At 50.3% G+C, this 26,683-nt stretch carries 30 protein-coding genes and 1 tRNA gene; 19 read left to right on the top strand and 12 right to left on the bottom strand.

The genetic code is table 11. The features are described from left to right. Window positions 1-15 precede the first annotated feature (15 nt). Window positions 16-924, bottom strand: a complete 909-nt coding sequence (locus EOE65_RS00700; RefSeq protein WP_127692374.1) for a DMT family transporter — start codon at window positions 922-924, stop codon at window positions 16-18. Between the two features lie 305 nt (window positions 925-1,229). Here EOE65_RS00700 and EOE65_RS00705 point away from each other — a divergent pair, with 305 nt between their 5' ends. Continuing rightward, entirely contained in the window at window positions 1,230-2,087 is an 858-nt protein-coding gene (locus EOE65_RS00705) for a LysR family transcriptional regulator (RefSeq protein ID WP_127692375.1), read from the top strand. Window positions 2,088-2,322: 235 nt separating this feature from the next. On the opposite strand, the gene EOE65_RS00710 is transcribed toward EOE65_RS00705, so the two are convergent. Then, window positions 2,323-3,942, bottom strand: coding sequence for a BCCT family transporter (locus EOE65_RS00710; protein ID WP_206052582.1), 1,620 nt, complete (start codon window positions 3,940-3,942; stop codon window positions 2,323-2,325). A 678-nt stretch (window positions 3,943-4,620) separates the two neighbouring features. On the opposite strand from EOE65_RS00710, the gene EOE65_RS00715 reads away from it, so the two are divergent. The 6 genes from EOE65_RS00715 (at window position 4,621) to EOE65_RS00740 (ending at window position 9,420) form a co-directional block, all read left to right on the top strand. Next, window positions 4,621-5,745, top strand: coding sequence for an aromatic ring-hydroxylating oxygenase subunit alpha (locus EOE65_RS00715; protein ID WP_127692376.1), 1,125 nt, complete (start codon window positions 4,621-4,623; stop codon window positions 5,743-5,745). Between the two features lie 106 nt (window positions 5,746-5,851). Beyond that, window positions 5,852-6,274, top strand: a complete 423-nt coding sequence (gene gloA / locus EOE65_RS00720) for a lactoylglutathione lyase (RefSeq protein WP_127692377.1) — start codon at window positions 5,852-5,854, stop codon at window positions 6,272-6,274. Window positions 6,275-6,323: 49 nt separating this feature from the next. Further along, window positions 6,324-6,710 carry a cupin domain-containing protein gene (locus EOE65_RS00725; protein ID WP_127692378.1) on the top strand — a complete coding sequence of 129 codons (387 nt, stop codon included), beginning with the start codon at window positions 6,324-6,326 and terminating at the stop codon, window positions 6,708-6,710. A gap of 101 nt (window positions 6,711-6,811) precedes the next feature. Next, window positions 6,812-7,765 (top strand): PDR/VanB family oxidoreductase, encoded by a 954-nt coding sequence (locus EOE65_RS00730; RefSeq protein ID WP_127692379.1) that lies wholly within the window; start codon window positions 6,812-6,814, stop codon window positions 7,763-7,765. A gap of 30 nt (window positions 7,766-7,795) precedes the next feature. Further along, a complete protein-coding gene (gloB, locus tag EOE65_RS00735; RefSeq protein WP_127692380.1) occupies window positions 7,796-8,590 on the top strand; it encodes a hydroxyacylglutathione hydrolase in 795 nt (264 codons plus the stop codon). A 14-nt stretch (window positions 8,591-8,604) separates the two neighbouring features. Beyond that, window positions 8,605-9,420: a helix-turn-helix domain-containing protein gene (locus tag EOE65_RS00740; RefSeq protein WP_127692381.1), complete on the top strand. Its 816-nt coding sequence runs from the start codon at window positions 8,605-8,607 to the stop codon at window positions 9,418-9,420. A 10-nt stretch (window positions 9,421-9,430) separates the two neighbouring features. Here EOE65_RS00740 and EOE65_RS00745 read toward each other — a convergent pair whose 3' ends face one another. The 7 genes from EOE65_RS00745 to EOE65_RS00770 all read right to left on the bottom strand — a co-directional run bounded on the left by EOE65_RS00745 (window position 9,431) and on the right by EOE65_RS00770 (window position 14,506). After that, window positions 9,431-10,312, bottom strand: coding sequence for a DMT family transporter (locus tag EOE65_RS00745; protein ID WP_127692382.1), 882 nt, complete (start codon window positions 10,310-10,312; stop codon window positions 9,431-9,433). Window positions 10,313-10,417: 105 nt separating this feature from the next. Then, window positions 10,418-11,305, bottom strand: a complete 888-nt coding sequence (locus EOE65_RS00750) for a helix-turn-helix transcriptional regulator (protein WP_127692383.1) — start codon at window positions 11,303-11,305, stop codon at window positions 10,418-10,420. 28 nt (window positions 11,306-11,333) lie between these two features. Further along, complete coding sequence (locus tag EOE65_RS00755) at window positions 11,334-11,873, bottom strand: hypothetical protein (protein ID WP_127692384.1); 540 nt, start codon at window positions 11,871-11,873, stop codon at window positions 11,334-11,336. Window positions 11,874-11,934: 61 nt separating this feature from the next. Beyond that, entirely contained in the window at window positions 11,935-12,483 is a 549-nt protein-coding gene (locus EOE65_RS00760; RefSeq protein ID WP_127692385.1) for a nuclear transport factor 2 family protein, read from the bottom strand. A 12-nt stretch (window positions 12,484-12,495) separates the two neighbouring features. Then, window positions 12,496-13,455 carry an alpha/beta hydrolase gene (locus EOE65_RS00765; RefSeq protein ID WP_127692386.1) on the bottom strand — a complete coding sequence of 320 codons (960 nt, stop codon included), beginning with the start codon at window positions 13,453-13,455 and terminating at the stop codon, window positions 12,496-12,498. A gap of 209 nt (window positions 13,456-13,664) precedes the next feature. After that, window positions 13,665-13,838, bottom strand: a complete 174-nt coding sequence (locus EOE65_RS18005) for a hypothetical protein (protein ID WP_164846981.1) — start codon at window positions 13,836-13,838, stop codon at window positions 13,665-13,667. Between the two features lie 47 nt (window positions 13,839-13,885). Then, entirely contained in the window at window positions 13,886-14,506 is a 621-nt protein-coding gene (locus tag EOE65_RS00770; protein ID WP_127692387.1) for a YigZ family protein, read from the bottom strand. A 150-nt stretch (window positions 14,507-14,656) separates the two neighbouring features. Between EOE65_RS00770 and EOE65_RS00775 the strand changes: the two genes are divergently transcribed. Next, the gene (locus EOE65_RS00775) at window positions 14,657-14,890 is read left to right on the top strand and encodes a DUF2789 domain-containing protein (RefSeq protein WP_127692388.1); all 234 of its coding nucleotides are present in this window, start codon (window positions 14,657-14,659) and stop codon (window positions 14,888-14,890) included. Between the two features lie 39 nt (window positions 14,891-14,929). Next, window positions 14,930-15,067: an entericidin A/B family lipoprotein gene (locus EOE65_RS00780; RefSeq protein ID WP_127692389.1), complete on the top strand. Its 138-nt coding sequence runs from the start codon at window positions 14,930-14,932 to the stop codon at window positions 15,065-15,067. 66 nt (window positions 15,068-15,133) lie between these two features. Here the strand turns inward: EOE65_RS00780 and EOE65_RS00785 are convergent, their stop codons facing one another. From EOE65_RS00785 to EOE65_RS00795, 3 genes are read right to left on the bottom strand one after another with little or no spacing between them, the layout of a single operon-like run. Then, window positions 15,134-15,805 (bottom strand): LutC/YkgG family protein, encoded by a 672-nt coding sequence (locus EOE65_RS00785; RefSeq protein WP_127692390.1) that lies wholly within the window; start codon window positions 15,803-15,805, stop codon window positions 15,134-15,136. A gap of 5 nt (window positions 15,806-15,810) precedes the next feature. Continuing rightward, complete coding sequence (locus EOE65_RS00790) at window positions 15,811-17,214, bottom strand: LutB/LldF family L-lactate oxidation iron-sulfur protein (protein ID WP_127692391.1); 1,404 nt, start codon at window positions 17,212-17,214, stop codon at window positions 15,811-15,813. Between the two features lie 11 nt (window positions 17,215-17,225). Further along, window positions 17,226-18,014 (bottom strand): (Fe-S)-binding protein, encoded by a 789-nt coding sequence (locus EOE65_RS00795; protein ID WP_127692392.1) that lies wholly within the window; start codon window positions 18,012-18,014, stop codon window positions 17,226-17,228. Window positions 18,015-18,151: 137 nt separating this feature from the next. On the opposite strand from EOE65_RS00795, the gene EOE65_RS00800 reads away from it, so the two are divergent. The 10 genes from EOE65_RS00800 (at window position 18,152) to EOE65_RS00845 (ending at window position 26,599) form a co-directional block, all read left to right on the top strand. Further along, a complete protein-coding gene (locus EOE65_RS00800; protein ID WP_127692393.1) occupies window positions 18,152-18,847 on the top strand; it encodes a FadR/GntR family transcriptional regulator in 696 nt (231 codons plus the stop codon). 162 nt (window positions 18,848-19,009) lie between these two features. Beyond that, the gene (thrS, locus tag EOE65_RS00805; protein ID WP_127692394.1) at window positions 19,010-20,926 is read left to right on the top strand and encodes a threonine--tRNA ligase; all 1,917 of its coding nucleotides are present in this window, start codon (window positions 19,010-19,012) and stop codon (window positions 20,924-20,926) included. A gap of 3 nt (window positions 20,927-20,929) precedes the next feature. Further along, entirely contained in the window at window positions 20,930-21,487 is a 558-nt protein-coding gene (gene infC / locus EOE65_RS00810) for a translation initiation factor IF-3 (RefSeq protein ID WP_476739120.1), read from the top strand. A 90-nt stretch (window positions 21,488-21,577) separates the two neighbouring features. Then, window positions 21,578-21,772 (top strand): 50S ribosomal protein L35, encoded by a 195-nt coding sequence (gene rpmI / locus EOE65_RS00815; protein WP_127692395.1) that lies wholly within the window; start codon window positions 21,578-21,580, stop codon window positions 21,770-21,772. Between the two features lie 41 nt (window positions 21,773-21,813). Next, entirely contained in the window at window positions 21,814-22,170 is a 357-nt protein-coding gene (gene rplT / locus EOE65_RS00820) for a 50S ribosomal protein L20 (protein WP_127692396.1), read from the top strand. A gap of 207 nt (window positions 22,171-22,377) precedes the next feature. Next, entirely contained in the window at window positions 22,378-23,361 is a 984-nt protein-coding gene (gene pheS / locus EOE65_RS00825) for a phenylalanine--tRNA ligase subunit alpha (RefSeq protein ID WP_127692397.1), read from the top strand. A gap of 49 nt (window positions 23,362-23,410) precedes the next feature. After that, window positions 23,411-25,801 (top strand): phenylalanine--tRNA ligase subunit beta, encoded by a 2,391-nt coding sequence (pheT, locus tag EOE65_RS00830; protein ID WP_127692398.1) that lies wholly within the window; start codon window positions 23,411-23,413, stop codon window positions 25,799-25,801. A gap of 19 nt (window positions 25,802-25,820) precedes the next feature. Further along, window positions 25,821-26,132, top strand: coding sequence for an integration host factor subunit alpha (ihfA, locus tag EOE65_RS00835; protein ID WP_127692399.1), 312 nt, complete (start codon window positions 25,821-25,823; stop codon window positions 26,130-26,132). After that, complete coding sequence (locus EOE65_RS00840; protein WP_127693126.1) at window positions 26,104-26,466, top strand: MerR family transcriptional regulator; 363 nt, start codon at window positions 26,104-26,106, stop codon at window positions 26,464-26,466. The genes ihfA and EOE65_RS00840 overlap by 29 nt, the downstream gene beginning before the upstream one ends. 56 nt (window positions 26,467-26,522) lie before the next feature. Beyond that, a tRNA-Pro gene (locus EOE65_RS00845) sits at window positions 26,523-26,599 on the top strand. Window positions 26,600-26,683: the final 84 nt, after the last annotated feature.

Genomic DNA, 26,683 nt, shown 5'->3' on the forward strand with positions numbered 1-26,683 from the left:
ACTAAAGAAACGTTATCAAAGCTGCTGCGCTTTGGATGCAGCACGTCGGGCACCTAGCCAAGAGAATGAAAGCTGCGATACGACAACCCCCGTTAACATCAACAAGCAGCCGAGCAGTTCACGTGAACTCAGCTGCTCATTCAACCATAACCAGCCACCAGCGGCTGCGAACACAGCCTCAAGGCTCATGATAATTGCAGCATGCGATGCGGGTGCTGATTTTTGCCCGATAACCTGAAGTGTATGGCCGATACCCACCGTAAGCACACCCGCAAACAAGAGTGGTTGCCATGCGGCAATCATATTGTTGATGGCGAGTTCATCGCTCTCAAATAGCAGTGCGCCTGCTAGCGATAGAAGACCGCAGAAAAGAAACTGCATAAGGGAGAGTGTTAGGTTATCAAACTGCTTAGCTATTTTTGCGATCAGAATAACGTGACCTGCCCAAAACCCGGCACCGACCAACACTAATGCATCGCCTGGGTTGATGGTGAAACTATCGCCTACGCTCAAAAGGTACAGTCCAATTGCGGCGAATGCGGCACCAATCCAAGTGTTTTTGCCGGTCTTTTGCGCAAATGCCAGCCCGAAAATAGGGACCAACACAATATACATGCTGGTGATAAAGCCGGCGTTTCCGGCCGTCGTATACTGCAAACCCGCTTGTTGCAGTGATGCGCCCATGAAGAGTATAAAGCCAGCCGCCCCGCTTGCTAAGAGCAGCGGTCGATCAAAAATGCTCAGCATACGGCGACTTAGTAACAGTAACGGCAGCAGTGTGAGTGCCCCCAGGAGAAAACGCCCTGCATTGAAACCCAGTGGCCCGAGATACTCTAAGCCCATACTTTGAGCGACCAACGATGCGCCCCATACTGCTGCTACTACTAAGAGTATCAGGTCACTTTTTATATTTTTTTCGTGCATGTTTGCCACCCTGATTCGTGAAGAAAGGGCCAGTGTAACGATGCGCAATTCGCGCCACGAATCAAATATCTCATGGGTCATTAGGCGGGCTAAACTTGCCTAAAAGCGACGTAATGCGGCGTTCGCAAGAGAATTGTGTCGATTTTAATTAGATTTAGAAAAATGCCGTATTCAACCAGCACAAGCTGTGATATTAGTTGAGCTCATAGATGTGTTGGTGCGGCGCTGCCTCAACCAATACGCGGGAAAATAATAACAAGCACCTCTCTTGAGGTACCCAACGACAATGAACCGGGGTGATACATATGTTGTTACCTTTTAAGTCACTATTAGTGTTTGAGGCTGTAACAAGGAATTGCAGCTTTACCAAAGCGGCAGAAGAGTTGAACGTCACGCAATCTGCCATTAGCCATCAAGTGAAAAATCTCGAAGAGTTCTTTTCGATCAAGCTGCTTGATCGCTCGGGGCCTGTGATCGCTTTGACTGAAGAGGGGCAGATACTTTATCAAGACCTCTCCGAGGCGATGAGCCTAGTCAGGCGTGGTGTGGGACGCGTAAAAGCAAAAACCGCTATCAGCCCAATCGGGATCTCTGTACGGCCACACTTTGCGATGAAGTGGTTATCGCCGCGCCTGAGTGGGACGCAATTTGGCTTTGATTTTCGCTTCTACCATAGCAATAGTGCTGCTGACTTTAGCGACTCGGATATCCACTTATCGATTGAGTGGCTGCACGTTAGCCAAGTGCCTAGCAATGCACATCTGCTGGTTGAAGGGCGCTTAACGCCAGCCTGCCATCCAGATCTTTTGGAGGGGCTCGAGGATACCCAATCGCCTGCGCTGCTAGAACGTTTCGCGCTGCTCCACGAGACCGATGCCACCAGCTGGCGTGAGTGGTTAACCATGGTTGGACACTCTGAATTGCAGCCACTGCGCAACGAGTATTACAGCGATACTAATGTGCGCCAGCAAGCGGCTATTGAAAAGCTGGGCTTTGCATTGGTTTGCCCTGAGTTGGTGGCGGAGGATATTCGTAAAGGGCGTTTAGTCTGCCCATTTCGGCATAATCTTCCCAGCTATAGCTACTATCTGATCGTGCCGGATGACCGGATGAACATCAGTAAAGTGCGCACCTTCGTAAGCTGGTTAAAAGAGCAGGTATAGCACGCTTTTAACAGTTTCCTTCTAGCGCCTTGATGCAGGTAGCGATGCTTGTGTCAGGGCGTTTATGTTTATACACCGTGATTCCAAAACTGCTGCTGAGGGCAGTAACAGGGAGTGGCAAGGCCGGTTCTCGGGAGGTGCTGGGCTGGCAAACCGCAAGATTTTTTTTGTGTAGTAAAGGGAGAGGTAAAACAAAAAAAGAGGCGTGTTAACGCCTCTTTGTAGGGGGGCTTACTTAACTGGTAGCAGACACCTCTGCGTTAGCAGGGCCCTCTTCATCTTGGCTATCGGTATCTGCGACGGGAGCCGACTGATACTCCGGGTTCGAGATCATCGAGCTTAGTAAGCCAACAATCATCATAATCATAACGATAGAGAACGGGAGTGCCGCGGCGATTGAAGCGGCTTGTAACGCTTTTAGGCCGCCCGCAAGTAGCAGAACAGCGGCAACGGCACCCACACCGACGCCCCATACGATACGGAAACGCGCTGGTGGGTTTTCATTACCCATTGATAGTAGCGTACAGATGACGAGCGTGCCTGAGTCTGCCGAGGTCACAAACCAGGTCAGAATCATAAGTGTGGCTAGCGCTGCCATCGCCCATGTTGCCCACTCAACATTCAGTGCTTCAAGAGTGACATAAAGCGCTGTTGTCAGGTCGTTATTAACAGCATCGACGATGCCACCGTTGCCGTAGAGCTCCATATGTAGCGCAGTGCCACCAAAGAGCGATAGCCAAAGGAAGCTCACCAAACAAGGCACTAAGATAACGCCAAGCAGGAATTCGCGCACGGTACGTCCGCGCGAAATGCGGGCGATAAACATGCCCACAAACGGTGCCCATGAGATATACCAACCCCAATAGAATACCGTCCACCATCCTTGCCATTGGCTCTCTGGGTTCGGGTCGGTCCAGAAGCCCATTGGAATCATATTCCATAGGTAGTCGCCCACGCTGGTAACGTAGAAACCAAGCAGGTACACGGTTGGCCCTGCAAATAGGAAGAAAGCAAACAGTACTGTTGTTAGTTTGATATTGAGTTCACTGAGGATCCGGATCCCCTTAGCAACGCCGGAAACAGCTGAGAAAGTTGCCGCAACTGAGATCACCAAGATCAGAACAACTTGGTTGATGACAGAGATCTCCAGGCCGAATAGGTAGTTAAGACCCGCGTTCATTTGAGCTACGCCCAAACCTAACGATGTCGCGACACCAAAGATGGTTGCAAAGACACCTAGTAGGTCAACCGCATGGCCCGTTGGTCCGTAAATGCGATCGCCAAGTAGTGGGTAGAGAGCAGAACGTATGGTTAACGGCAAACCCTTACGGAAAGCAAAGTAAGCCATTGCCAAGCCAGCGACCGCATAGATAGCCCATCCATGGAAACCCCAGTGGAAGAAGGAGATACGCATAGCAACCTGCGCGGCTTCCGCAGACTTCGCCTCAACACCCGCCATGGTGATAAAGGGGTTGCCTTGGAAGTGGTAGATGGGCTCAGCGATACTCCAAAATAGCATCGCGATCCCCATGCCGGCGCCAAATAACATGGCAAACCAAGAGAAGAAGCTAAACTCCGGTTTCTCTTCGTCGGCACCTAGGCGCAAGTTACCTAGCCGTCCGAATGTTAACCATGTACAGAGGAAGAAAAATCCACAAACAAGACTGACGTAATACCAGTTTAGCGTGGTTTGTATCCAGTTCTTGATGTCAGCATAGATACCCCCGGCAAAGTCGACATTGATAATAGTGAACACCAAAAAGGCGACCACCATACCTTTTGCCAACAATCCCATCGCGGGGTTTATACCGGAGAAGATTCCGGCTTTGGCTATATTGGTTTTATTGTTATTCATGATCTCTCCCGGTTCAGGTGAGATAAGTCCAGTTGCGAGTCAACGCTTGAGCTTTCGTGCGGAGCTGTTCGCAATTGCGCATCTGGACGTCATCTCTCTGATTACCGCTCTTTTTATTTTTGGATTAATCGAGAAAAGAGACGTTGATCACCGCTTAGCGACTGCTAACCGATGTCTCTATCTGATCACGTAAGCCAACTACGATCCGACCAGAGCGTTTAAGTTAACCGCTCGTAAAACGTTCGCCTAATTCAAAAACCGCAACCGTCATTAGGAAAACTCATGGCGTCTATTTTATCGGGGTTTAGTCATAACGCGTTATGAGAAGCTCTGCGGTACATAACTTTGGTTAATGTTATCTAAGTATCTTATAAGTCATTTTAAATCAATGGCTTATATGGTTTTTTGTGTGGTGTGCGAGCTGTGTGGATCGATTCCTCATTAGCTCAGCTCATGACCTTTGTGATTTTTCAATTGGTCGGGCGCCATTATCGATTGCTAGATTTCGTCTCAGCCAACTACGACTCCGTGCCGTGCCATTGCGGCAAACGGTGTTGTACGACAAGAACACATCGTTATTTGACAGTACGCCTGCAACAGCAAGCGACGAACACCAACAAGAATAAGTAAAGCGATAGCAAACCTTACAAGCTATCGCGAATGGTTCGGAGAAAAATAATGAGCCTTATAGCTACAGATAAAGTCGGCAACTTAGACGCATTTAATGAGTCAGGTGCAGTTAAACGCGGTCTGCCCCCATTTGCATATACCTCGGAACAGTTTTGGGAAGCTGAAAAAAACGAACTGTTTCCAAGCTCGTGGGTTCTGGTTGGTTTCGCCCATGAGATGGATAAGCCAGGCGATGCCATGCCCGTTAACGTGGGCGATAACCCGATTGTGCTGGTGCGTAACCGAGATAACACCATCAAAGCGTTTCACAATGTCTGTCGTCACCGCTGCCTGAAGCTGGTGGACAAAGCGCAGAACGTAGGCCGGATGCTGAAATGCCCCTACCACGCGTGGGCATATGGCCTAGACGGCGAGCTACGTACGACGCCTTATTTTGGTGGTGAGGATCCACAATCTGTGCCGGAAGGGTTCGATCCCAAAGAGCATGGATTAAAAGAGGTCAACTGTGCGGTTTGGTACGACTGGATCTTCGTGAATGTCAGTGGCGATGCTCAGCCATTTGAAACCTTCATTGAGCCGGTAAAGAGCCGCCTTGAAGGGTTGGACTTTGATCAGGCTAAGCTGGTGGGCGTGATTGACCTAGGGGTGATCGATACCAACTGGAAGTTCCTTATGGAGAACTTTATCGAGCCTTATCACGTGCAATTTGTGCACTCCAGCACCACAGATCAGCCGCTAGTTGACCATTACACGGTTAACGATGGCCATTGCCAAGGTAGCGCTGTTGATCTGGATGAAACCGATGAAGGGGGAGATGGCAGTGGCGATACGCTCGCGGTGAGTTCGCGCTACTTAACGCTGTTCCCGACCTTCGTTTTCGGCCGCTACTTCCCCGACCAAATGGGAGTGCACCTAAACATCCCACTTGGCCCGAATAAAACGCTGCAACGCCGCGCTATATACATGACTGATGGCACCGAGCTTGATGCAGAGAGTGCAGAAAAACTCAAACAGTTATGGGTGGACGTGCATAAAGAGGATCACGAAATGTGTATCCGTCTGCAAGAGGGACGCAAGTCGGTTGTGGCACAGAGCGGTGGTGTGTTGTCTCCGCATTGGGAAGATAGTGTGCGCAACTTCCAAGAGCAGGTAGTTGCTGCGGTCAGCGAGTAACGCCTCAAACTAAGCCAAAAAACGATAACAAGCCGGTGTCTACACCGGCGCGCCCTAACGTGTCTGTTGGGGCTGATTCACAGACTATTTTGACAAGGGTGAGCTTATGTCTACAGAGAATCCAATCAAATTCCGTCTTGATCACACCATGATTCGCGTGGTGGATCTGGAAAAATCGCTCGACTTCTATACCCGCCTGATGGGCATGAAAGTACTGCGCCACAACGAATATCCGGGAGGTCGTTTCACTAACGTTTTCATCGGTTACGGCCCAGAAAACGAAACCACCACCATTGAGTTAACGCACAACTGGGATCAAACCGAGCCTTATGACAAAGGCAAGGGATACGGCCATCTAGCGTTCAATGTTGCGAGTGTGGTTGATGCGATGGCCTTCCTTGAGAGTGAAGGTGTCACCATTCGCAGCCCAGCTAAGCAGATGAACCACGGCACTCGCATGCTGGGCTTTATCGAAGATCCAGATGGCTATGTCATCGAGCTAAACGAGCCAATCAACCAGCCAGCTTAAGAAAACCGTTCTACCTAACAACAAATCTAACAAAGTAAGGAACCAGACTATGCCAACTCCAACATTATTTAAGTTCTCCGATATCGAGCACCGTTACCAAGAGCTACAACCGGGCGGTACCTTCATCAAGCCGTGGGTTAACGTCAAAGTCAGCGAATCGATGGCCGGTGGTGTTAACTTTCTTAACAACATCTCAGTGCCTTGGAACTTGGAAGTTGATGAGATCGTGTTTGTTAAAGAGGGTAACTTCCGTCTCATCGCAGATGGTGTTGCATATCAGTGTTCAGAAGGTGATGTGCTTTACATGCCAAAAGGGATGGATGTTAAGTACGAATGCGATGAAAAATGCATCATTTTCTATGCGGTCTACCCAGTAGATTGGAAGCAAAAGCTGGGCATTACCGAAGTACCGGGCATTGATCCAGAAGATATGTAATTAGGGTTTTATAACCTCACTTAGGGCGGCCGCATTCAGGCTGTAGCGCGCCGCTCCTCTCTTTTTAGTTCCCCTTTTTTGATACGCATAGGAGGTCAGTGATGGCATCCCAAAGCATACCCGTACGCGTTGTCACAGCTGAGACAGTCGCTAAAAATATTCGCGCCTACACCTTAGCCCGAGAAGACGGTGAGACCCTTCCAGCATTCGGTGCTGGCGCCCACATTGATGTGTTAACAGACAATGGGCTCACGCGGCAGTATTCGTTATGCGGAGATCCAACCAATACGCAAGAGTACAAGATTGCAGTGCAGTTGGAGGAGCAGGGGCGAGGTGGCTCTTCGTGGATCCACGCTAATATCCATACGGCCAGCGAGATACAGATCAACCCACCGCGGAACCATTTTGAGCTGGATGAAAGTGCTGACCATTACCTGCTGATTGCTGGAGGCATTGGCATCACCCCAATTATGTTGATGGCCCAGAGGTTGCAGGCGCTTGGTAAGAATTTCAGCTTCTATTATCTGGCACGTTCCCACGAGCATGCGGCATTCGCCGAGCAGCTACGCAACACATTTGGTGAGCGGTTGCACTGTTACTTTAGCGACGCAGTGGATGAGCGGCTGAATATAGCAGAGCTGTTTGCGCAGCAGAGCGAAGTCACGGAAATATATACCTGCGGGTCTGAGCACTTGTTGCAAGCAATCTTAGATGCGGCAGAGCCCCACCCCAACCTTACTGTTCACTTTGAGCGTTTTGCAGCGGTTGAGCAGGACAACAGTGACAACACCTCATTTGAAATCGAGCTGGCACGCTCAGGAAAAGTGTTAACCGTATCACCTGACCAAACCATTCTGGAGGTATTGCGTGGTGAAGGCTTCACGGTTGAAACCATGTGTGAAGAGGGGCTATGTGGTAGTTGCGAAGTTGACCTGCTATCAGGGGAGGCTGACCACCGCGATAGCGTTCTCAATGAGGCGGAAAAAGCAGAGCAGAGCGTCCTCATGGTTTGTTGCTCGCGTGCTGTAAGCCCACGTTTAAAGCTCGATATTTAGAGCAGTGTTTCACGAATGATGGAAACTAAGATGCAGAGTCCAGATACTGCGGCGTCAACTTCCGCACAGATAGTGCAAGTTGCCTGCTTAAAAGATAACTACTGCTATTTAGTCAATGACGCAGCAACCGGCACGACAATTGTCATCGATACGCCGGATGCTAGCGCCATTGAGCAGCAGTTGGAGCAGCGCGGCTGGTCACTTGATTATATATTGACCACCCACCACCATTGGGACCATATCGATGGCCACGAGGCGCTCGTTGAACGTTATGGTTGCCAGGTGATTGGCCCAAAAGCGAATCAAGGTCAGATCCCTATGATGGAGCGGACCGTTGAGCACAACGAGAGCCTTCTGTTGGGGGAGTTAGCCTGCCAAGTATTGGCAACGCCGGGCCACACGCTGGGCCATACGGTGTACTACTTCCCAGATTTAGCCGCGGTTTTTACCGGCGATACACTCTTCTCGATGGGCTGTGGACGGCTGTTCGAGGGTACGGCGCAGCAGATGTGGGAGAGTATGCAAACATTGAAGGCGTTGCCAGCGTCTACCCAGGTGTTTTGCGGTCACGAATACACACAGGCCAATGCCCGTTTTGCGATCAGCCTTGAACCGGATAATACTGAGCTACAAGCGCGTGTTGCGCAGGTTGCCTTGCTGCGTGAGCGCGATCTGCCAACGGTGCCTACGCTGCTCAGTTTGGAGTTGCAAACCAACCCCTTCTTAAGAGCGGATTTACCTCATTTTAAAGCGGCTATCGGTATGTCAGACCAATCTTCCGAGACTGTATTTACAGAGGTTCGTCGCCGTAAAGATAACTTCTAATAGAAGAGCCTGCTGTGCTAAAACGCGATCAAGACGGCTGCTGCTGGCTCTCATTCCTAGTGCTTCCAGGCTTTAACCTGCGCTGTCTGGAAGCCTCTCTCCTCTATTTAGATCAACTGAATACACTTGCCGAGCAACCGCTCTATCGCTGGGCGCTGCTCTCGGTTGACGATGCCACACCGAATGATGTGGGCGGCCTTGTCGCAACGCATTATCAACACCACGATCCAGACAATCTTGTTGTTTGTGCAGGCCCTGTTGCCATTGAGTATCGCGATGCTGAGTGGCAACACTGGCTGATACGGCAGCTAACGCTCGGCTGTGTCAGAGAGCTACTGGGTGAAGGGCTGACGAATGGGTTGCCCGCAGAACTCGATATAGGGTTTTGCAAGCAGGTGTGCAATAGTCCCCAAAGCGACTCCTCCCATGGTGGTGTGCTTGGGCAGCACCTGCCAGCGTTGCGTTTACTAGGGCTTTATCACCGGGCTTTCCATGCACAGAATCGAGATGCAAGCAGGCTGCAGAGAGTGGTGGTACTGATGTGTCAGAATCTAGAAAAGCCGCTCAAAGTGTCTGCCTTGGCAGCGTCGGTGCATATCTCTTTACGCCAGTTAGAACGGATTTTCCATCGCCACGCAGCCATGGCTCCGGGCCGTTATTATCTTAAGCTGCGACTGCTGCTTGCGCGGGATCTGACGCTAGCGACCCCTTTACCCATCTCCCAAGTGGCCACGCGTTGTGGCTTTTCATCGTTGGCGCACTTCTCGCGTTGCTACCGATCCCAGTTTGGGATTGCCCCTAAAAAAGATCGGCTTGCCAATGGAAACTAAGCGCTACCAGCTACGGTGCCTGTAGCGCTTTGCGTGTCTCCTGTTTTTTCGCCACAACAATGAGCAGAGCGGATGCAAACACCATGGCTGCACCGACTAACTCACTATTGGAGATCAGGCTATCGAGCAGCAACCAGGCTAAGAACAGCGTCATCCCTATCTCGGTGGAAGCGATGACGGAGACATCGCTGGAGCGCTGAATCAAACGCGTTCCGGTGAGTAGAAATACCATCGACATTAAGGTGCACACTAAGCTCAGCCCTACAGCAGCACCTGCGCCAGACCAGCTGTTTGGTAGGGTGGCGTCGGTCCAGAGCATCATGCAAGACAGGCTGGCAGCTGCACCGGTGGTTACCCAGCGCAGCGCATCAAAAGGGGAGTTATGCTTAAGATAGTGATTGCTCAGCATGATGTAGATACCGTAGCTGGCACCTGCCGCTAGCCCCATCATTAAACCGGGCCATGAGCTTATCGTTTCCACTTCCACACTGGTCCATACGCCCATCGCTGCAATACCGACGGCAAGCAGTTTAAGCCACGAGATCGACTCATGCTTTAGCAGCACCGAGAGTAGGAAGATATAGACCGGAAAGAGGAAAAACAGCAGGGTTGTTAACCCGACCGATAAGCTGCGTAAGGCAGAGAAGTAGCAGATTGAGCCAAACGAAAACAAGACGCCAATAATGAAAGGGCGATACCAATAGGGTGTCGTTTGGCGAAATAGAAAGAGGTGCAAAAGCACTGCGCTAATTAAAAACCGCAGCCAGATCAGTGTGACAACACTCACATCATCACTGTGGGCGAGGTGCCCAAAAATTGGCTGAAAAGAGAAACACACCGTGGCTAGCAAAACCAAAGCGACGCCTTTCAGGTAGTCTTGATAGGAACTCATTGGCTGATATCTCGATGAAATCACATTCAAGCGAAAGTACCGAGCAATCCTGCGCTTTGCCAATGAGGTTTCGTAATCTCACATGAGCTTGGCTAATGCAGAGAATCAACGGTTGAGCTTACCGGGAGTGGTGCCAAAACGCTTTTTAAATGCCCGCGTGAAATGTGACTGATCACTAAAGCCAACCGCCAGCGCAGTGGTGAGGATGTTCGTCTCTCCTTGGGCGAGCATGGTTTGAGCGCGTTCTAGACGTTTTTCGAGTAGGTGCTGATAGGGGGTTTGGCCGGTGAGCTTCTTGAACTCTCTGAGGAAGTAGAATTTGCTACAACCCAACGCAGCGGCCATCTCCTCGATAGTGATGGGTTGATCAAGACGGTTATCGATCAGCGCGTCGATAGTCTGCTGTTCACGAGCCCCAAACTTGGAGACTGAGCGCTCAGGTAGGTCGTTGAGGTCCGAGTAGTTGTTTAAGTAATGGACAGACAGCATGGAGACGAGGCTATTTAGGTAGGCGCTACCGTTTTTACCGCCACTCTGTACCTCGAGCAGAAATAGGTTGATCAGCCCGCGTAAGGCTTCATCATCAACGTTGTAGTTTTTCAGAAAACTCAGCTGCTTGCCTTTAATCGACAGGGGGCAGTGTTGAAACAAAGTGGCTTTTTCGATGGCTACAATCACGAAGTAGCAGGGTTCATCGATTTTATGCGTGAAGGGCGTTTCCGGTGGGTTGATCCAGATTTCGCCGGGTATGGTGGTGAGGTGCGACATGCCCTCGTCGGTTTCAGCTTCCCAATGTAACGCTTGCTCAAGACCCAGCGCGAAATAGAAGTAGGGTGTGCTCACATGGTTGGGGTAAAAATGGGGTGATCGGCCCTTTTCAACTACCACCCCGGGCCAGTTGAGTGCATGGCTAGCCACCTCGATCTCAAGAACCTTGCCGCAGTCGGAGGCTTTACCGGTTGCATGGTCGATAAATTGCAACTGTGAGCGCACGTTTAATCCTACCCAGTCATTAAGATGATTAACCTTCCACCAGTTTAGACTGAAGCTGAGCGATTTTCAGTAGGTCACCCACACGGATAACTTTCAGCTGTTGCGCAACCACAAGGTCATACTTTTTCCCTGTATGTTCGCGGGCTTGCCAGCGAACCTGCAGAGCCACTTGCCAGCCTGTCTGTTGATCTCCGGTTACGGTGAGTGATTTTATACTGTGGCTGTTCCAAGCGATGTTCTGCGTGACATTACCGTACCAGCGCAGAAAATCGGTCTCAGACCGCAGAGGTGTACCGGGGTAAGTCAGATCAATAGGTGAGGCTAAACGATTCAGAAAAAAGCCCGCTTCTCGCTGGTGGTCGAAAGCAGCAAACCATTGGTAAATAAAGCTTTTTACATCGTTTTCGCTTAGCTGAAAACGCGCTTCCTTATCGTAGCTTGGGCTAAGTGAGTTGATTTGGGCCTGAGGCGCCGGCGTTTCTGGTGATGTCTGCGCTGAGACGGTTAGCACCTGTAGACTGAGTGTAAGCGCGATCAGTGTGCGAGCAGGGGTTAGGGTTGCTTTCACGAGAGCCTCCTGAGGCGAGCGCGAGCACACTGAGTGAGTCAGCTGTGCCCGCGCACAAGCATTATTGATAGTCGAGGCGATTAGACAGGCGTTTGCTCAGAAGTTCTGCCGCGCGTTCGGGTGCGATGCCGAGCACATCACGGCTGCCCGCTTCGGTCGGGTTGGTGAGCGCAATGGAGGTGATCAGCCATTGGCCATCCGAGCGCTTGAATGTAAAAAGGTACGTTCCCGCGACTGACCAAAAACTGTCATCCCCGATCCAGTGGCGGGCAATGAAATCAGCACTCGCACTGGCGCTATCGTCATCCACCTGCACGTTAATGGCGTTCAGTTGATGGAATGTGAGATCGAAGCCTGGAAGGAATGCCGCCCAGCGTTTCATCAGCTCTGCACGTGCAACGTGCTCAGTTTCACCGCCAAACAGCGAGGTGTAATCAACTTTCACAGTTGGTGCTAGTATACGGCCTAGGTATTCGTAAGCATTGTGGTCTGCTAGTGCAGAGAAGCCATATAAGTTGCTACGAATTTGCGCTTCATCGCGCGAGATTTCAGCTGCGAAGGTGTTCATCGATATCAGCCCCCAAACGAGCACAGAGATGAGTGTTTTCATGCGGCACCTCACTTACAGGCTTTTTTCAAAATGCTGTGTGATCGCACTGACAGCTTGCTGGACCGCGGCAGGTTGGTCATAAAAGTCGAACTGCGAGATCTGATCTAACCAAACAGCACTCACATTATCTCCGGCATTGTCTAGATATTGGTGTGCTCCTAGCGGCAGCGCCATCGCTTCCGATGCCACCATAATGACTGGCTTATCTTGGTTGAAAGCGCTTTGCTGCGCATCGTAGTTCAGCCAGCCTTCCCAAGAGGCCACGTTAAACTGGTTGTCGTAGGCTGGAATCAGGCCGCGATCGGTTTCCGTATAGTAGGGCACTTGGTACATGAGGGAGCTTTCGTTCGTTAAGCTCGCAGCTTCAATGTAAACAGGGTCAGTGCTCTGGCGCGCGTTTGCTGCGGCAGCAAGCAGAGATTTTGCGCTCTCTTCACCGCCGTAGATAGCTGTTGCCATTGGCTTATCGTGTAACCATGGTGCAACAACAGCGGCACTTTTAATCGCAGGGTTATGAGCTACGGCATCAAGCATATAGCCTGATGACGCACAGATACCTAAGCCCGCGATACGGGTACTATCAATGCTGCTGAGCTCAGCGGTGGCTGCAATCGCTGCACGGATGTCGTCAGTTTTGCGCTGTGGGTCTTCAAGAAACTTAACCTTGCCTGCGGACTCACCCCAGCCACGGAAATCAAAAGTAATGGCGGCGTAACCTTCCTCTGCAAGCGCTTGCGCATAAACGGCGGGCATCTGCTCTTTTACCGTTGTCCAAGCACCTGTCACGATCACGACGGGCGGCTTTTCGATGCCCTCTGGCAAGTAAAGGTTGGCGGCTAGTTCGCCAACGCTCGTATTTAAGGTGATCTTTTGCATGGTGGTCTCTCCGCTTGTTGTTAGGTTGTCGCTTGCGCTTGCGCTTGCCACCAACGGTAGTGCGCTCAAGGTCAGCATGATGAGTTTCTTTAACATCAGAACGTCTCCGCTTTGGGTAAGATAGGTGCAGTGTATGCGGCCAAGCGGTCGAGATATTGCAAATTACTGCTTCGGTTTTGGTAGGTTATTGCGCGCGATGGCACTGGGGTGACGGTGCACTTTTATGCAAAGCTTGTATGCCAAAAGTGCCGGTATGCAGAGAAACACCCGATGGGTTGGGGCGGGAAGCGCTTTACTAGGTTGCGTTAGCGCTTTTTAGGTTTGCCTTTGCGAAAGATATCAAGCAAGCGCTCTTTGGGTGTGTTTTTCTTATCAGGCAGCACGGTTTCAAAGCGTTGGCGCATCTCATCGAGCCCTTGCTCTTTCTTACGATGTTTGGCCGCTGCCTTTTTATCATTGAAGTCGACAACATTACTCATCTCGTATCCCCCAGGTTGGTCACACCTCTATTGTAGCTTGTTGGCACTTAAGACTCATCTTGATGAATGGTGAGTTGGCCGTGGCAGCTTTCTATCAACAGGGCTTTGAGCGGTTCTACTTGGTCTACATCGATACTAATCTCTTGCATTACATCGCTACCGTAATGGCTTTCGATTAGCGTGGCATTAGCACTGTGTAGCACCTTTTCTATATTACTCGATAGCGAGTACGGATAGCTAAAACTGAGCACCGCTTTTGGCTTTACCTCGGCTAATGTGAGTTCAGGCAGTAGCTCTTTAACGCTGGCCGAATATGCGCGTACTAAACCGCCGGTACCCAGCTTAATCCCACCAAAATACCGAGTCACAACCACGCAGATACCGCCAATGTTAGCGCCATGTAAAACGTTGTACATCGGCCTGCCGGCAGTGCCGCTCGGCTCACCATCGTCACTGTAACCGAAACCGCGGTGATCGCTGGGGTGTTGGCTAATAAACGCACTGCAGTGGTGGTTAGCGCCGGGGTCCGATTCGCGCCATTTTTGGAGGAAGGCTTTCGCTTCGCTCTCATGGCTGATCGGTATCGCTGCGGCGATAAAGCGGCTCTTTTTGATCTCTAGAACGATCTCTGCTGGCGCTTGAGGTTTGAGGTAGGTCAGTTGAGGCAAAACTCATGTATCCATCGCTTGTAATAAAGCTGCTATTTTGAGCGGATAGGCTTTATTCTGTAAATGCTTGAATTGCCTTTATGGAGCAAAGGCAGGTAAATACGGCATCGCCCGTAACTATAATAACCAAATAATGACGAGGGTAAGGGAATGGACACAGTAAAGCATGATTTCACACATCTTTTTCAGCAGTTAGGTCTTAACGGAGATGCAGCTGCCGTGGAGGCTTTCATTCGCTCCCATCAGCTTGATCATGATGTCTGCTTAGAAGATGCGCCATTCTGGAGTGAAGCTCAGGTGCAGTTTCTGCGCGAGTGTCGCGAGAGCGACGGCGATTGGTCAGAGTTGGTCGACGAGCTTGATGCTTCGCTGCGCTGTGAGTAAAGTAAGCACTCACGTCAGTTGAAAGTATTAGGGTTTTAAATGAAAAAGCAGATCAGCGCCGTGGTTGCGCTTCTTTTAGTTGTCGCTGTTTCTGGCTGCAGTACCGTAGAAGGTTTGGGTAAGGATATCCGCAAAGGCGGTCAAGCGATTGAGAAAGCGGCGAAGGATAACAGCTAGTGCGGTAGCCGGATGCTACAGCGCGAAGAGACCGCCCCTGATAGTGATTTCAGGGGCGGTTTTGTTTTATTGGCTGTCTGAAATAAGCAGGATAACCAGCTCTTTAGGGCCGTGTGCTCCCATCTGCAACCGCTGTTCGATATCGGCGCTGCGCGATGGTCCTGTGATCATGTTCACAGTACGTGGCATCGTGCCCGCCGTGCTGCTGCGCAGCTTCTGCCACGCATCTTCGTAGGGGCCGACGATATCTTTTTCGTGAAGAATCACCATATGAACATCGGGTAGAAAGTTCAGTGTGGTGGGGCTCTCTTGGCGTGAGTAAAGCATCAGCGTGCCCGTCTCTGCAATGCCTGCAAAGCTGGTGGTCAAGCTGGCAATATCGCCGACCTTACCAACACGGTGGTTTAGCTGGATACGTGGTGTGCTTTGCCAGTCCAGTGCAGTAATCTGCGAGTCAGAAGCTGCGATGAGTTCGTTGATCTCTCGGTTAGCGAGCCATGCCTCACAGGCTGCTGGAACCTCGTGAATATCGGTTAACTCTATAATCTCGGCCGCGGCTTCAAGCGCCATCTCTTTAAATAATGCTACCTGCTCGTGGTGCGGCAGCTGAGCGCGCATCGGGATCAAGTTGGCTTTGTGTTGATCAAGGCGCGCTTTTACGGCGGCTTTCTGTTCTGCGCTGGCTTCACCACGCCCTAAGCCGCGACGAATATTGCTAAAAATCTCTGCTCGACTCATCGTGATCACCGTTGCTGTTGCTTGTATTGTTCCATAAAGGTTTTGCCGCTGGGTGCTGGCATGTCACGCCAGTCTGTCCAGCCGCCGGCAAGCGGCAGCTTAGTCACACGTCCTTTCTTGCCTGCCATTAAGCGCAGTGCTCGGTTTGCGCCCTTGGACAGTAAACGGTACAAGGAAGGGCGCTTAGCGAAGAACGCCCAACCGCCAAGCCCCCAGCGTGCCGCCTTGGGCGATAGGTGTTTGCTAAACTCATCTTCACGCCAATGGCGCATGAGTTTAGGTAGCGGAATGCGCACAGGACAAACCGACTCGCATTTACCACAAAAGGTGGAGGCGTTTGGCAGTAGACCTGCTTTTTCGATACCAATCATTTTAGGCGTTAAAACTGAACCCATCGGGCCCGGATATACCCAGCCATAGCTATGGCCACCGACAGATCCATAAACTGGGCAGTGGTTCATACAGGCAGAGCAACGGATGCAGCGCAGCATATCTTGAAACTCGCTACCGACCATTTCGCTGCGTCCATTATCAACCAGTACAACGTGGAAGTTTTCTGGACCATCTTGATCATCGGCACGACGAGGGCCTGTAGAGAGTGTGTTGTAAACCGTAAACTCTTGGCCCGTTGCGGAGCGCGCCAACAGGCGTTGAAATAGCGTCATATCCTCGAGTGTTGGGACCACTTTTTCGATCGAGGTGATGACAATATGAGTTTTTGGGAGCGTTTGGGTCAGATCGCCGTTACCCTCGTTGGTCACGATAATCGTTGACCCCGTTTCCGCAACGCAGAAGTTAGCGCCGGTGATGCCGACGTCCGCTGCAACAAACTTCTCGCGTAGCATCTCGCGGGCTTCTTGCATGAGAACAGCAGGGTCGCTAGAACGTGGGCGGCCGTGATGCTCATGGAAAGCCTCGGTCACGTCTTCCAAGTTCAGGTGGATGGCTGGTGCGATAATATGGCTTGGATGATCGCCACGCAGTTGCAGAATGTACTCACCTAGATCTGTTTCAACTGGCGTTACGCCGTTGGCTTCGAGGTATTCGTTGAGGTTGACCTCTTCCGATACCATCGATTTGCCTTTAGTGACGGTTTTGGCACCAACTTGGCGGCAGATATCAAGAATCGTTTTGCAAGCATCATCTGACGTTCGCGCCCAATGAACATGTCCGCCTTGCTTGGTAACATTCTCTTCAAACTGCTCGAGATAGAGATCTAGGTTCTCAATAATATGGTTTTTAAGCTGCATCGCTTCATCGCGGAGCGAGTCGAACTCGGGCATACGTTCGATAGCTGCGGCTCGCTTCGTCGGGAAACCTGCCTTGAGGTTGCCAAGGGCTTTTTGCAGGTCAACATCATGCAGTGCGATACGTGCGTTCTCTTTGAACGCTGGGCTTTCAATTTGCATAGCGACCTCCTCTAAACAGCTTTGCCAAGGTTGTAGTTTGCATCGCCAATAGCTGGCTCATCGGTCATTCCCGCTAGCACTTCCACAATATGGCGAACCTCAATGGCATGGCCTTGGCGTTTCAGCTTGCCTGCCATATTTAATAAACAGCCAAGGTCGCCACCGAGCAGCGTATTTGCGCCAGAAGCATCGATATTGGCAGACTTGTTCTCTACCATACGGTTTGAGATATCAGGGTATTTCACGCAGAACGTGCCGCCGAAGCCGCAGCAGGTCTCGGATTCTTCCATCTCATTCAGTGATAAATTCGCGACTTTTGCTAGCAAGGTGCGTGGCTGTTGCTTAACGCCTAGCTCGCGCAGGCCTGAACAGGAATCGTGATAGGTTGCAACGCCTTCATAACTGGCAAGAATGTCATCAAAATTCAGAACATCGGTTAGGAACGATGTAATCTCGTAAGCGCGACCTTTGAGAGCGGTCGCACGTGCATGCCATGGGTCACTCTCTGCAAACAGCTCAGGGTAGTGATGCAGCATACTGATGCATGAACCCGAGGGTCCTACAACATATTCAAAACCATCGAACGCCTCGATAGTTTGCTTCGCAATATCGATAGAGGTGGCTTTGTCACCCGAGTTGAAAGCGGGCTGTCCGCAGCAAGTTTGCGTGCTCGGTACATTGACGTCGCAGCCCGCACTTTCGAGCAGTTTGATCGTCGCAAATCCAATGCTAGGGCGAAACATATCGACTAAGCAGGTGACAAAAAGCCCTACCTGATGTCGTTTGGCTGATGTTTGCATGAGAGATACCTGATTTCTTGTCTTTGTCTGAGTAGCGGTGTGTACGTTGTTCTTTTTATGAACCAAGAATAGGTAAAGCACTACGCAAAAGAAATGTTTAACGCTAAACTGGTCTGACCAAGAGGCCGGGGAGAGCAATGAGTAACGAAAGCCAGAAAAAACGGGCTTTGTACCATGACCTTATTAAGGCATTAGCGCAGGGCGAGCTTATCCCGGGCGAGCGCTTGCCATCTCAGCGCCAGTTAGCCGAGCAACGGCAGTTATCGCGCTCCACTGTGCGTGAGGTTGTCCAGCAACTTGAGTTAGAGGGCATGATTGCAACCAAGCCCGGTGGACGAAGCGAATGCCTTAATTTGCTGGCGTCCCGTGTTGAGCTACCGGTTGGGCAGATCGATAGCCTACCTTGGCAAATTGCCGTACTTGAGGCGCGCGCCTTTATCGAAGGGGAGGCAGCGTATTTCTGTGCATTACGCGCAACGGACCAACAGATGACGGCGATTGAGAACGAGTACCAACGCATGCAGCGTCGTGGTCGCGGTGCTTCGACACTTGAAAAAGCTAAGGCCGATCTGAAGTTCCATATGCTGGTGGCTGAATCAAGCCACCATCTGCTGATCACGGCGTTCAGTCAGCTCTTTTACAGCCGCTACTTTAATGCGATCTACGGAGTATTAGATCATACACTGAAGCGCTATGGCCGTTACCCGGATGGAATAGCCGCTCAGCATTTTCAGATTTATCAAGCCCTCATGCAGCGCGATGCCGATAAGGCAAAGCGGATTGCAACCGAGCATATCCATTACACCCGTCGCTTGCTGGAGACAGCGGAATAAGGGCACTGTAAGGCAAGTTTCATAGTTTTATAGCAGCGAATCAGGTAGACTTCGCGCCAGCATTTAGTACTTGGTTTGTACGAATGTCACTTTAAACGTATTGCAGACATCGGGCCTTTGGTAGGGGTCAGATGTGACGCGCTAAATTTTAGGAATCTGAACATGCCTGTTATTACACTCCCTGATGGTAGCAAACGTGAGTTTGCTAACCCTGTTACTGTTTTTGATGTCGCTGCTGATATCGGTGCGGGTCTCGCGAAAGCGGCTCTGGCTGGTAAAGTCGACGGCGCTGCTGTAGATACCTCTTACGTAATCGATAAGGATGCTGAGCTTGCGATCATCACTGCGCGTGATGAAGATGGCTTAGAGGTGATTCGCCACTCGACAGCTCACTTGATGGCGATGGCGGTGCAAGAGTTGTTCCCTGGTGCACAGGTAACTATTGGTCCTGTTATCGAAAATGGCTTCTATTACGACTTCGCTTACGAGCGTCCATTCACGCCCGAAGATCTTGAAAAGATCGAGAAAAAGATGGCTGAACTGGTGAAGCAAAACTTGCCGGTATCGCGCTCTCTAATGAGCCGTGATGAAGCGACAGCGATGTTCCAAGAGATGGGTGAGACCTACAAGGTTGAGTTGTTGCAGGCGGTTCCTGATTCAGAAGACCTCTCTTTCTACTCGCAGGGCGACTTTATCGACTTATGCCGTGGCCCACACGTACCATCAACTGGCCACCTGAAAGCCTTCAAATTGATGAAAGTGGCGGGCGCTTACTGGCGTGGTGACTCCAACAACGAGATGCTGCAACGTATTTACGGCACAGCATGGGGTGATAAGAAGCAGCTTAAAGCGTATCTACACCGCTTAGAAGAAGCGGAAAAGCGTGACCACCGTAAGCTAGGCAAGCAGCTAAACTTGTTCCACTTGCAAGAAGAAGCACCAGGAATGGTGTTTTGGCATCCAAGCGGCTGGACACTGTATCAGCAGATTGAGAGTTACATGCGTGCTAAGCAGCGCCAGCATGGTTATCAAGAGATTCGTACTCCGCAGGTTGTTGAGCGTGCCCTTTGGGAGAAGTCCGGTCACTGGGATAAGTTTTCCGAAGAGATGTTCACAACACACTCTGAAAGCCGTGACTTCGCTATCAAGCCAATGAACTGCCCTGGACATGTTCAGGTATTTAACCAAGGCTTGCGTTCGTACCGTGATCTGCCATTGCGCTTAGCTGAGTTTGGTTGCTGCCACCGTAATGAACCGTCAGGTGCCCTACATGGCATTATGCGTGTACGTGGATTCGTGCAAGACGATGCGCACATCTTCTGTGCTGAAAACTCGATTCAGAGTGAAGTATCCTCTTTCATCGACTTCCTCCATGAAGTGTATGCAGACTTCGGCTTTAAAGAGGTGATCTACAAGCTATCAACGCGCCCAGAGCAGCGTGTTGGCTCTGACGAGATCTGGGATAAAGCTGAGAAAGCACTAGCGGATGCGCTAGACTCTGCAGGTCTGGATTGGGAAGAGCTACCAGGTGAAGGTGCATTCTACGGCCCGAAAATTGAGTTTTCGTTGAAAGACTGCTTGGATCGTGTGTGGCAGTGCGGCACCGTTCAAGTTGATTTCTCGATGCCTGGGCGTTTGGGTGCGCAATTCATCAATGAGCATGGTGATCGTGAAACACCGGTTATGTTGCACCGTGCGATCCTCGGATCTTTCGAGCGCTTTATCGGTATTTTGATCGAGAACTTTGCGGGTGCACTACCGACTTGGTTGGCGCCGGTACAGGCCGTGGTGATGAATATCACCGACAAACAAGCTGAATACTGCGATAATGTAGTAAAAACATTGGAAAATTGTGGGTTTAGGGCGACTTCGGACTTGAGAAACGAGAAGATCGGCTTTAAAATCCGCGAGCGTACTCTTCAGAAAGTTCCTTACCTTCTGGTGGTAGGTGATAAAGAGGTTGAAAACGGCTGTGTTGCCGTCCGTACCCGCTCCGGTGAAGATCTAGGATCTATGCCAATCGAAGCTTTCACTGATTTACTATCAAAAGACGTGGAACTCAAGAGTCGCGAAGAATAATTATTGGGAGATATAACCATTAAGCGCGATAACAGAAGAGGCGCGCGTCGTGAGAATCGCGCGCCAATTAACGACAATATTAGAGCTCAACAACTACGCCTAATCGGTGCTGATGGTGAGCAGGTAGGTATCGTATCGCTTAACGAGGCCCTTGGGATGGCCCAAGAGGCTGAACTTGATCTGGTCCAGATATCTGATTCTGATCCGATTGTTTGTAAGCTGATGGACTATGGTAAGTTCCAGTACGAACAGAAGAAGAAGCAGGCTGAAGTTAAGAAGAAGCAGCATCAGACTCAGATCAAAGAGATGAAATTCCGTCCGGGTACGGATGAAGGGGATTATCAGGTAAAACTACGCAACCTGATACGTTTCCTTGAAGCAGGAGATAAAGCCAAGGTAACGCTTCGTTACCGCGGTCGTGAGATGGCTCACCAAGACTTGGGCATGCAACTGATGCAACGCATCGAGCAGGATCTGATCGAGATCGGAACTGTTGAGCAGCGTCCAAAGATGGAAGGTCGTCAAATGATCATGGTTATTGCTCCGAAGAAGAAAAAGTAATGTGATCAGCGAGTTAACCCGTAGCTGCTTGGCACCTGCGGGTTTCTTGTTTGTCCGTTACCTAAACTAACGAATGCGTGGAGATTTGTAATGCCTAAGATTAAATCTAACAGTGGAGCGGCTAAGCGCTTCAAGAAAACTGCTAATGGCTTCAAGCACAAGCAAGCCTTCAAAAGCCACATTCTGACTAAGAAAAGCACTAAGCGTAAGCGCCAGCTTCGTCCAATGCTTCAGGTTCACGCTGCTGATAAAGCACTGATCCGTCGCATGCTGCCTTACATTTAAGTCGCATTTTTTTAACAGAATTTAGTATAGGAAGGTAAAGAATGGCTCGTGTAAAACGTGGTGTTCAGGCGCGTCGTCGTCATAAGAAAGTCTTGAAGCAGGCAAAAGGTTACTACGGTGCTCGTAGCCGTGTATTCCGAGTTGCCAAACAGGCTGTTATCAAAGCTGGTCAATATGCATACCGTGACCGTCGTCAGCGTAAGCGTCAGTTCCGCGCTCTGTGGATCGCACGTATCAACGCTGCTGCGCGTATCAACGGTTTGTCTTACAGCCGTTTCATCGCTGGCTTGAAAAAAGCTAACATCGAAATCGACCGTAAGGTTCTTGCTGACCTAGCTGTATACGAGCAGGCTGCATTTGCGGTGGTTGTCGAGAAGGCTAAAGCTGCACTGGCGTAATGCACCCACCTCATTTATTGAGGTAGCATAGATTGTCGAAGTAGGGGAAGGGTGTGAGCTCTTCCCCTATTTTTTCGTTCGTCGTTAGCTAATTTGTAGAGACTTAGGTGAGTTGTTTGCCCGGTTTAAGGCAGTCAATTGAGCTAAGTTATCAGTTAAACACGAGATGTTTTTATCTTGTCTTTCCCCCATCACGTGGAGTTGGAAATGGAAAATATGGTAAGTCTCCTGGAGGAGGCAGCGAAGGCGGTTGCAGCAGCTACCACCGTCCAAGAACTCGATCAGGTACGCGTAGACTACCTCGGTAAAAAGGGTCATTTAACAGCGTTACTGAAAGGTTTAGGAGCGCTTTCTCCTGAGGAACGCCCGCAAGCAGGTGCGAAGATTAATGAAGCGAAGCAACAAGTTGCTGAGCAAATCGGTGCACGCAAGTCGGCGTTAGAGTCCGCAGCATTGGAAGCCCAGTTGGCTGCTGAAACCGTTGATGTCACGCTGCCAGGCCGAGGCCAAGAACTAGGTGGCTTGCACCCTGTGACTAAAACCCTTGAGCGTATCGAATCCTTCTTTGCGGGCATTGGTTACAGTGTTGCTGAAGGCCCAGAGATCGAAGACGATTACCATAACTTTGAAGCATTAAACATTCCGTCGCACCACCCGGCACGTGCGATGCATGACACGTTCTACTTTAATGCGAATACATTGTTGCGTACCCATACATCTGGTGTGCAGGTTCGCACGATGGAAACTCAGCAACCGCCGATTCGTATTGTGTGCCCAGGCCGCGTATACCGTTGTGACTACGACCAAACTCACAGCCCAATGTTCCATCAGGTTGAAGGGCTGCTTGTCGATAAGAACATTAGCTTTGCTGACCTTAAAGGTACGCTTGAGCAATTCTTGCGCGAATTCTTTGAAGAGGATGTGAAAGTCCGCTTCCGTCCTTCCTACTTCCCGTTCACTGAACCTTCTATCGAGGTCGATATCGATCGCGGTGACGGAAAATGGTTGGAAGTATTGGGTTGTGGCATGGTGCATCCGAAGGTGTTCGAAATGTCAGGTATTGATCCAGAAGAGTACACTGGCTTTGCATTCGGTATGGGCGTTGAGCGCTTAGCGATGTTGCGTTACGGCGTAAATGATCTGCGTCTGTTCTTTGAAAACGATCTGCGTTTCCTTGGCCAATTTAAGTAGCCATTTGAACCCAGTGATTTTGACGATTAAGAACGTTTAGGAAAGCAGAATGAAATTCAGTGAAAATTGGTTACGCGAACTGGTCAACCCAAATATCGGTACGCAAGCGTTAGTTGATCAAGTGACAATGGCCGGGCTTGAAGTGGATGAGGTTATTCCCGCAGCTCGTGCTTTTTCAAATGTTGTTGTTGGCGAAATTCTTACCGCTGAGCAACACCCCAATGCAGATAAACTTCAAGTGTGCACTGTGTCAGATGGCACTGAGACGCTGCAAGTGGTATGTGGTGCGCCTAATGCTCGTGCAGGTTTAAAAACAGCGTACGCGAAAGTAGGCGCCGTATTGCCAACACCTGAAGGCGGCGAGTTTAAAATTAAGAAAGCTAAGCTGCGTCAAGTTGAATCGTTTGGCATGTTGTGTGCCGAAGATGAGCTAGGAATCTCCGATGATCATGGCGGCATTATGGAGCTTGCTGCAGACGCACCTGTCGGAGCATGTATCCGCGAGTATCTTGGTTTAGATGATCATATTATCGATGTTGATCTCACACCAAACCGTGGCGACTGCTTGAGTATTAAGGGTCTTGCGCGTGAGGTTGGCGTTCTGAATAAGGCGCCAGTAACTTACGTACCGATCGAAGCCGTACCTGCGTCAATTGACGACACATTGCCGATCCGCTTGGAAGCACCGAATGCTTGCCCTCGTTACCTAGGCCGCGTTATCCGTGGTGTTGATGTTACAGCGAAAACACCACTTTGGATGGTTGAGAAGCTTCGTCGCTCAGGTATTCGCTCCATTGATCCCATTGTTGATGTGACTAACTACGTTCTGCTTGAACTGGGTCAGCCATTGCACGCGTTTGACTTAAATAAGTTGGATGGTGGAATCGTTGTGCGCTACCCGGAAGCGGGCGAGAAGCTGACTTTGCTCGATGGTAATGAAGTTGAACTAAACAGCGATACATTAGTTATTGCCGACGAGTCCAAGCCAGTAGCCATGGCAGGTATTTTCGGCGGTGAAGCGACTGGCGTTACCGCAGCGTCGCAAGATATCTTCCTTGAGTGTGCGTTCTTTGATCAAATTGCGATCGCGGGCCGTGCACGCGCATATGGTTTGCATACGGACTCCTCGCATCGCTACGAGCGTGGCGTGGACTGGCAGCTGCAACGTGAAGGTATTGAGCGAGCAACGGCGTTGTTGCTTGAGATTGCAGGCGGTCAAGCAGGCCCCGTGACTGAGGCATCTGATGAGCAGCATTTACCGAGCGCAAGTACGGTTACACTGCGTCATAGCAAAGTGAATGCGATGCTAGCTTTTGATATGCCAAGCGCAGAGATCGAAGAGATTTTGACGCGCTTAGGTATGGAGGTGACGGCATCTGGTGAAGGTGAATGGCGTGTTGCAGTCCCATCTTATCGTTTCGATATTACGATCGAAGTCGATTTGATTGAAGAGCTGGCGCGCGTATACGGCTATAACAATCTGCCGGTGAAAGTGCCGACAGCACAGCTGCCGTTCACACCATGTGCTGAGTCTCAGGTTACCGTGCAGTCTTTGCGCCGCACGCTGGTTGCGTTGGGTTATCAAGAGGCCGTCACATACAGCTTTATTGAAGCGGGCTTGCAGCGCCAGTTTGATGATCAGCACGAAGCGTTAGCGCTAGCTAATCCGATCTCCGCGGAGATGGCTGTTATGCGCACAACGATCTGGCCAGGACTTGTGAAAGCACTGCAACATAACCAAAACCGTCAACAAAGCCGAGTACGCCTGTTCGAAACTGGCCAGTGTTTTATTCAGCAGGGCGATGAGCTAAAGCAAGAGAAAATGCTAGCTGGTCTATTATCCGGAAATCGCGAGCCTGAGCGTTGGACAGGTAAGTCGTCACCGGTTGATTTCTACGATATCAAAGGTGACCTTGAGGCCGTGCTTGGCTTAGGTGGTGTGGCGGATGAGTTTACATTTGTCGCGGGTAGCCATGTTGCACTGCACCCAGGGCAAAGTGCCGAGATACATCGTAATGGTAACGTTGTGGGCCGAGTGGGTGCATTGCACCCTGCTCTCGTGAAGTCATTGGGTGTAACTGGGCCTGTTTACCTGTTCGAGATTGAGCTAGGTTCGGTGTTGGAAGGTAAGGTATCTAAGTTCGATGACCTCTCTAAGTTCCCTGAATCTCGCCGCGATCTAGCTGTCGTAGTAGCGGAAAATGTCGCTTACGATGCAGTCAAAGCTGTGGCAATGGAGCAAGGCGGAGAGTACCTCAAAAAAGTGACGCTGTTCGACGTATACCAGGGCCAAGGTATTGAAGTTGGGAGAAAAAGTCTTGCTCTAGGCTTGACCTGGCAGCATCCATCGCGCACTCTTAATGAAGAAGAGATCAATACAGCTGTAGAAAATGTGATCAACAGATTGCAGTCTGCTGTAGGGGCAACATTAAGAGATTAGACAAAGCAAAGGTGGGTTCATGAGTTCTTTAACTAAGGCTGACATGGCTGAGCGTTTGCACGAGGAATTAGGCCTAAACAAGCGTGAAGCCAAGGACATGGTGGAATCCTTTTTTGATGAAATTCGTGAGAGCTTAGCGACCAACGAACAAGTTAAGCTATCAGGGTTTGGCAATTTTGATCTACGTGACAAACGCCAGCGCCCTGGTAGAAACCCGAAGACGGGTGAAGAGGTGCCGATCTCTGCCCGTCGGGTTGTGACGTTTCGTCCGGGACAGAAGCTCAAGGATCGAGTAGATGCATATGCTGACAGCCGATCCGACTCAGCCTGATCTCCCGGCCATACCGAGTAAGCGATACTTCACCATTGGTGAGGTATCGTCTCTATGCGATGTTAAAGCACATGTCTTGAGGTATTGGGAGCAAGAGTTTGAACAGATCAAGCCTGTAAAGCGTAACAACCGACGTTATTACCAACAGCAAGATATCGTTATTATCCGGCAAATAAAGGATTTACTGCATAATCAAGGCTACACCATTAATGGTGCTCGGCAGTGGTTCAGTAGTGAGCAGGGCAGTGATGAAAGTGCGCGATATCGTCAGGTGATCCGACAAACAATCATAGAGCTTGAAGAGATTTTAAAGACACTTAAAACAGGCTCATGAAAGCTTCACAAAATCAAAAACTTAGGTTACTATTCACGTCTCTTCAATGAGCATATCGGGGCATGGCGCAGTCTGGTAGCGCACCGTCATGGGGTGGCGGTGGTCGTAGGTTCAAATCCTACTGTCCCGACCAAATAACATCTCTCCTATACAATCGCTCACTATATAGCTTTAAAAGTCTTTAAACGCTTCTTTCGCACCCTTCTTAGATAGTTCT

The sequence above is a fragment of the Neptunomonas marina genome, from assembly GCF_004005935.1.
GTDB classification, from domain to species: Bacteria; Pseudomonadota; Gammaproteobacteria; order Pseudomonadales; family Balneatricaceae; genus Neptunomonas; species Neptunomonas marina.